The 6,090-nt window shown below is 29.8% G+C and carries 5 protein-coding genes; 4 read left to right on the top strand and 1 reads right to left on the bottom strand.

The genetic code is table 11. The features are described 5' to 3' along the window. The first annotated feature begins 537 nt into the window (after window positions 1-537). The 4 genes from nhaA to N5D03_RS08840 are packed head-to-tail and all read left to right on the top strand — an operon-like array spanning window position 538 to window position 5,466. The gene (gene nhaA / locus N5D03_RS08855; RefSeq protein ID WP_280038253.1) at window positions 538-1,701 is read left to right on the top strand and encodes a Na+/H+ antiporter NhaA; all 1,164 of its coding nucleotides are present in this window, start codon (window positions 538-540) and stop codon (window positions 1,699-1,701) included. A gap of 8 nt (window positions 1,702-1,709) precedes the next feature. After that, the gene (locus N5D03_RS08850) at window positions 1,710-3,446 is read left to right on the top strand and encodes a potassium transporter TrkG (RefSeq protein ID WP_280051409.1); all 1,737 of its coding nucleotides are present in this window, start codon (window positions 1,710-1,712) and stop codon (window positions 3,444-3,446) included. 5 nt (window positions 3,447-3,451) lie between these two features. Continuing rightward, the gene (locus N5D03_RS08845; RefSeq protein WP_280038251.1) at window positions 3,452-4,141 is read left to right on the top strand and encodes a TrkA family potassium uptake protein; all 690 of its coding nucleotides are present in this window, start codon (window positions 3,452-3,454) and stop codon (window positions 4,139-4,141) included. A 47-nt stretch (window positions 4,142-4,188) separates the two neighbouring features. After that, window positions 4,189-5,466, top strand: coding sequence for a DUF389 domain-containing protein (locus N5D03_RS08840; protein WP_280038250.1), 1,278 nt, complete (start codon window positions 4,189-4,191; stop codon window positions 5,464-5,466). A gap of 6 nt (window positions 5,467-5,472) precedes the next feature. Here N5D03_RS08840 and N5D03_RS08835 read toward each other — a convergent pair whose 3' ends face one another. After that, window positions 5,473-6,087: a protein-tyrosine-phosphatase gene (locus tag N5D03_RS08835; protein WP_280051408.1), complete on the bottom strand. Its 615-nt coding sequence runs from the start codon at window positions 6,085-6,087 to the stop codon at window positions 5,473-5,475. Window positions 6,088-6,090 lie beyond the last annotated feature (3 nt).

The raw sequence follows: 6,090 nt of genomic DNA, 5'->3' as shown, positions 1-6,090 counted from the left end.
TATGCCTGCGACCACTAAATTTTAAGCAATTTGAATGAAAGGCTGAACTACTCTTGTAGCACCATTTAGGCGATGTGGGTGCTATGTAATGTAATGAAGTAGCATCCGACAATAGCCGACACAACTATAAATTATAGTTTATTTTTTTTCTGACCATTGATAAGGGTGGTGGGGAGTTGTGGAAATAAAACGGCTTTTCTTAAATGCAGAAACGTTTAAATTAGCTTACGCCAATTTTAGTACTGGCATAAGCGAACCCTTCGGCAGGCTCAGGACAAGCTTTGATGGTAGTTGGAGTGTAGCGTTTTTTTGCTTGTGAAATGAGGAGGCTTGCTCTTTGCTTAGTAAGGAACGAAACTAAGCAATGTGCAATAAAGCCGACGAATGAACATTGCAAAAAATATGACAGTATAAAATGGCGGCAGTACCATAGATTAGAATGGAGAAACCTTCAATTTAGTCGTAACTTAAAAGCCGATTTCTTGGGATAAGAAGGTGTAATTTTATATCTTGCGAATTCATTCAACATTATTATGTATGTCTAATTTGATTAATTTAAAGGTATTTAAAGAGTTTGTAAAATCGAGTAATTTTGGAGGATTCCTCCTTTTTTTATGTGTTATTATAGCCTTAGTAATAGCTAATTCTCCTTTTAGTGATACGCTTAAGAATTTGCTAACCTATGAATTTGGTATAGAAAATAATTGGATTCATTTAAAATATAGCACAAGTATGTGGATTAATGATGGGTTAATGGCTATATTTTTCTTACTTGTAGGCTTGGAAATCAAACGTGAAATAGTAGAAGGAGAATTATCATCCCCTAAAAAAGCTGTTTTACCAATTTTGGCAGCAGTTGGTGGAGCTATTGTACCTGCGCTGATATATGTATTGTTTAATAAAGGTCTAGATACCGCAAGTGGATGGGGAATTCCTATGGCAACAGATATTGCTTTTGCATTAGCTGTAATATCATTATTAGATAAGCGTATACCATTTAGTTTAAAGATATTTTTAGCTGCTTTAGCAATTGTAGATGATTTAATTGCGATTCTAGTCATTGCATTATTTTATTCTTCAGGTATAGATGTGCATTATTTATTATACGCGGGTGTAGGTTTGGCTATTTTAGTTGTAATGAATAGACTTAATGTTAAAAATTCATATCTTTATCTTATTCCAGGTTTATTTATTTGGTATTTTGTACATCATTCTGGAATACATGCTACTATAGCGGGTGTATTAGTAGCTATGACTTTACCGACAAATGATACAGATGAAGAATCACCGCTAGAACGATTAGAGCATGCTTTAGTAAAGCCTGTCAATTTCCTAATCATACCTATTTTTGCTTTTGCAAATACTAATATAACTATTGTAAATGAAATGCTAGAAGGATTAACTGCTCCATTAGGATTGGGTATTGGAATGGGCTTAATACTTGGTAAACCACTAGGAATTGTAATGAGTACTTTTCTCTGCTACAAATTTGGAATAGGTCAGTTACCTGAAGGAAGTAATTTTAAACATATAATAGGTTTAGGTTTATTAGCTGGTATTGGATTTACTATGTCTATATTTATTTCAAACTTATCTTTTACGGATACAGTTTTAATTGAAGAAGCAAAATTGTCAGTCTTGTTAGCATCAATAATTTCTGGAATATTAGGTTACATAATTTTGAGAAAAAGTAATAAATAAAATTAACGATGCTTACACGCTTTTTTTGTTCTAGAATTTTTAATCTGCTAACTAAATGGAGTTTTATTGTTGCAATTGTAACCATCATTGCTATGTTAGGATTTGGTTTTCCTAAACATTATAATCCATATGTTAATTTATTTTTTGCTACTATTTTATTTTTGGGAATTATTAAAACAGTTGTTAAATACTTTTATATCAAAGATAAAATCATAGCAAGAGTTTTAATTTTCGATCTATTAAGTGTTTTATTTATTACGTATTGTATATATATACAATTTACCGAATACTCTATACATTTTGTTAGTAAGTATATCTTATTTGCAATAATCTTAAAATTATTACGCGAATTTGCTACACCAAATTTTACATTTAAAAGAAGTTACATAACACCACCCCAACTTTTTATAATAAGTTTTATTGGATTAATAATATTAGGAGCTTGTTTGTTATTATTGCCTAAAGCAACTAAAACCTCAATAACTTTTTTGGATGCATTATTTACCTCAACTAGTGCTGTATGTGTTACAGGTTTAAGTGTTATGGATGTTTCTCAGGTTTTTACTACATTTGGTCAATTTATTTTATTACTACTCATTCAATTAGGTGGTTTAGGGATTTTAACATTTGCAGCTTATATCGCATATTTTTTTAAGGGAAATAGTTCTTTTGAATATCAAATTACTTTAGGAAATATTTCAAATAATGATGCCTTTAGCGAGGTGTTTTCTTTTATTAAACGTATAATTTATCTAACATTCAGTATAGAATTGATAGGTGCGGTTTGTATATATTTATCTTTAGATCAATTAGAGATTAGCTTTTTAGACAAGGCTTTTCATTCTTTATTTCATTCTATATCGGCGTTTTGTAATGCTGGTTTTTCTACTTTACCAAATGGATTGATGCATGAAGTAACTATTTATAATTATCCATTGCAAATAGTTGTAATATTACTTATATTTTTAGGAGGAATAGGGTTTCCTATTTTAGTAAATATACTTCGCTATTTTTCTTATTTTATTACCAAAACTATAGCAAGTATATTTCATAATCGTAAAGAACAAAAAAGTTGGGTATTTTCATTAAGTTCAAAAGTAAATTTAATGACTTCATTGATTATTCTTTTCATTTCTACGATTATTATATATTTTGAAGAATTTTATTATACGCTTAATAATCATACAGGAATAGGCAAATTTGTATCTGCTACATTCATTAGTATGACCACACGAACTGCTGGGTTTAATACGATAGATTTTTCGCAATTGCAATTCTCTACAATTATCATGATATTACTCTTGATGTGGATTGGTGCCTCACCTACCTCTACAGGTGGTGGGATAAAAACAAGTACCTTTGCCATTGCTATTTTAAATTTTATTAATATCGCAAGGGGGAAACAAAACATTGAAATATATAACCGAAAAATCAGTGATTCTATAGTGCAAAAGGCATTTGCAACAATAACATTGTCTTTTCTAGTTATAGGAATTGGAGTATTTTTAATTTCAAAGTTTGATCATCAATTACCATTAATAGACATAGCATTCGAAGTATTTTCTGCCTATTCAACAGTTGGATTATCATTAAATACTACTCCATTATTGAGCGATCCTAGTAAGATAGTATTAATTATAATTATGTTTATAGGACGAGTTTCTATGATCACCATTTTAACAGCATTTTTTAAGAAAACCATATCTTCTCGTTATTCATATCCTACGGGGGATATTTTAATATAAAATACATGAAATTAATTATCATTGGATTAGGGAATTTCGGAGCATCATTAGGTACTAAAATGACAGCTTTGGGGCATGAGGTGATTGGAGTTGATACCAATATGGAACGTGTAGAATCGTATAAAGATAAATTGTCACATACTATTTGTTTGGATGCAACCGATGAAGTTGCACTTAATAAATTACCCTTGAATAACACTGATATGGTGTTAATTACTATAGGTGAAAATGAAGGCTCTAATATTATGGCGACAGCTAATTTTAAAAATAGAAAAGTTAATCGTTTAATAAGTCGATCAATAAATAATGTCCACGAAAATGTATTACATGCCATAGGTGTAGATCAAATTATAAGACCTGAAGAGGAATCTGCCGAACGTTGGACTAAAAAACTAAATACAAAAGGAATTATAGATTCTTTTGAACTTAATAAGGAATATAGTATCATAGAAGTTATAGTACCCAAAGAACTTGTAGGATTAAGTTTTGATGAGATTCAATTTAAAAAGAAATACAATATATTGGTAATGACTGTTATTAAAAATAAACAAGAAACAAGTTTTTTAGGTCAATTTAAAATAGTACCACAGGTACAAGGATTTCCATCGTCAACAACAGTACTTGAACGTGATGATGTTTTAGTAATTTATGGATCAAATAATGATATTTATAAATTTATGCGAAAATATTACTAATCAGAAAATAGAATTGATAAATAATTTTAATACTTATGTGAAACACAATGAACAAGATCTATCAATTATTTAATCTACAAAGTGGAGAAGAAGATAAGAATAAAGTTAAAGAAGACGTACAAAGCAATATATCATTTAAAGGAGCTAATCTATGGATTTTAGCTTGTGCGATATTAATTGCATCTATAGGATTAAATGTAAATTCCACAGCAGTCATTATAGGAGCTATGTTAATATCACCATTAATGGGTCCAATAGTCGGTTCTGGTTTTGCATTAGCTACGTATGATTTTTCTTTACTTAAGCGATCAGCCAAAAACTTATTTATTGCTACAATAGCTGGACTTATCGTATCCTGTATATATTTTTATCTAAGTCCATTTAAAGATGTACAATCCGAATTACTTGCCAGAACATCACCCACTATATATGATGTGCTTATCGCATTTTTTGGTGGAATCGTTGGTGCAGTATCCATAACACGTGTAGAAAAAGGGAATCCTATACCAGGTGTAGCTATTGCTACTGCTTTGATGCCACCATTATGTACAGCTGGATTTGGATTGGCTACACTAAATTTTAAATTTTTAGTTGGAGCTTTATATTTGTATAGTATCAATTGTTTTTTCATTGCGTTGTCTACGTTTATTGTTTTAAAATATTTAAAATATAAACCAGTACAAACTCAAAATCCTTCATTGGATAAAAAAGTTAGAATAAGCATTTCAGTAGTCATGAGCTTACTGATTATACCAAGTTTTTACTTAGCGTATAACTTGCTTCAAGAAAAGAAATTTACGCAGAATGTAGAAACGTTTATTCAAAATGAATTTTTAAATAATGGGCATACCGTAATTTATAAAAATGTCAATTTCAGAAGTAAGCCTAAAAAAATAGAACTTGCTTTCTTGTCTCAACAATTAGATAGCTTAGAAATAGCACGATATAATACCAAATTGGAAGATTATGGTATTAATAATACAACGTTTACTGTTCGACAAAATAACGCAGATTTAAAACAAGAAATTTTAAGTGAACTCAATAAAAACCAAAGTGATATAACAGAAAAGGATTTGAAAATACAGCAACTTAACGAATTGCTAAAAGCTAAAACATTTGGAGATAGCATACTGGAGAAAGAAATAAAAATTTTATTTCCAGATATTAGTCAAATTTACTTTGGTACACTCAATCAATATTCAGATAGTATATCAAATAATAAAATAATTCTTTACCAATCAGAAAAGTTAATTGATGAAAATAAATTGCAACAATGGATAGAAACAAAGTATGCAACTAAAAATATAATCATTCAGAAAATGTAATACTATTTATTTAATTATTTGAGAAAAGACATACATCATTTCGGTTGCTATTTCGATACTTCGTTGTTGGTAAACTTCTGTTTGATTGGTAGTACCATCCGATATTTTAGGATCTTCGTAAGTTATTGGGATTCGCTTTTCTGCACCTGCAATGAAAGGACAACCATCATCTGCTTGGGAGCAAGTAAGAATAGCTACAAAGTTTGAAATTGGATTGTATGCATCATCATACTTCTTAGAAAATCCTATAATTGGTAAACAATTTTCATCAAATTTTATGGCATAAATAGGATTATTACTATCTGCAATTTTAAAGATTTGAAAGCCTTGAATGCTTAGTGTTTCAGCTACTTTTGGAAACAATGCTGTTTCTTGTGTACCACCTGAATAACAATTGATATTTGGGATATTATAATAAGCAGCAGCAAATTGTGCCCATATCTGTGCTAAATGACTTCTGCGTGAATTGTGCGAGCAAATGAAATTGAGATTTATTGTCTGCTTATCATTGACTTTCTCTTGAATGTAAAAAACTAAAGGTTGTAAAACTACTTTTCTGTCTTCACAAATTTCTTGATTCAGAACATCATTCTGAATAGTGTTAAATAATTGTTTTTGCATTAG

It is taken from the genome of Empedobacter sp. GD03861, from assembly GCF_029840885.1.
GTDB lineage: Bacteria > Bacteroidota > Bacteroidia > Flavobacteriales > Weeksellaceae > Empedobacter > Empedobacter falsenii_B.
This window is presented reverse-complemented; position numbering and strand designations above follow the sequence as displayed.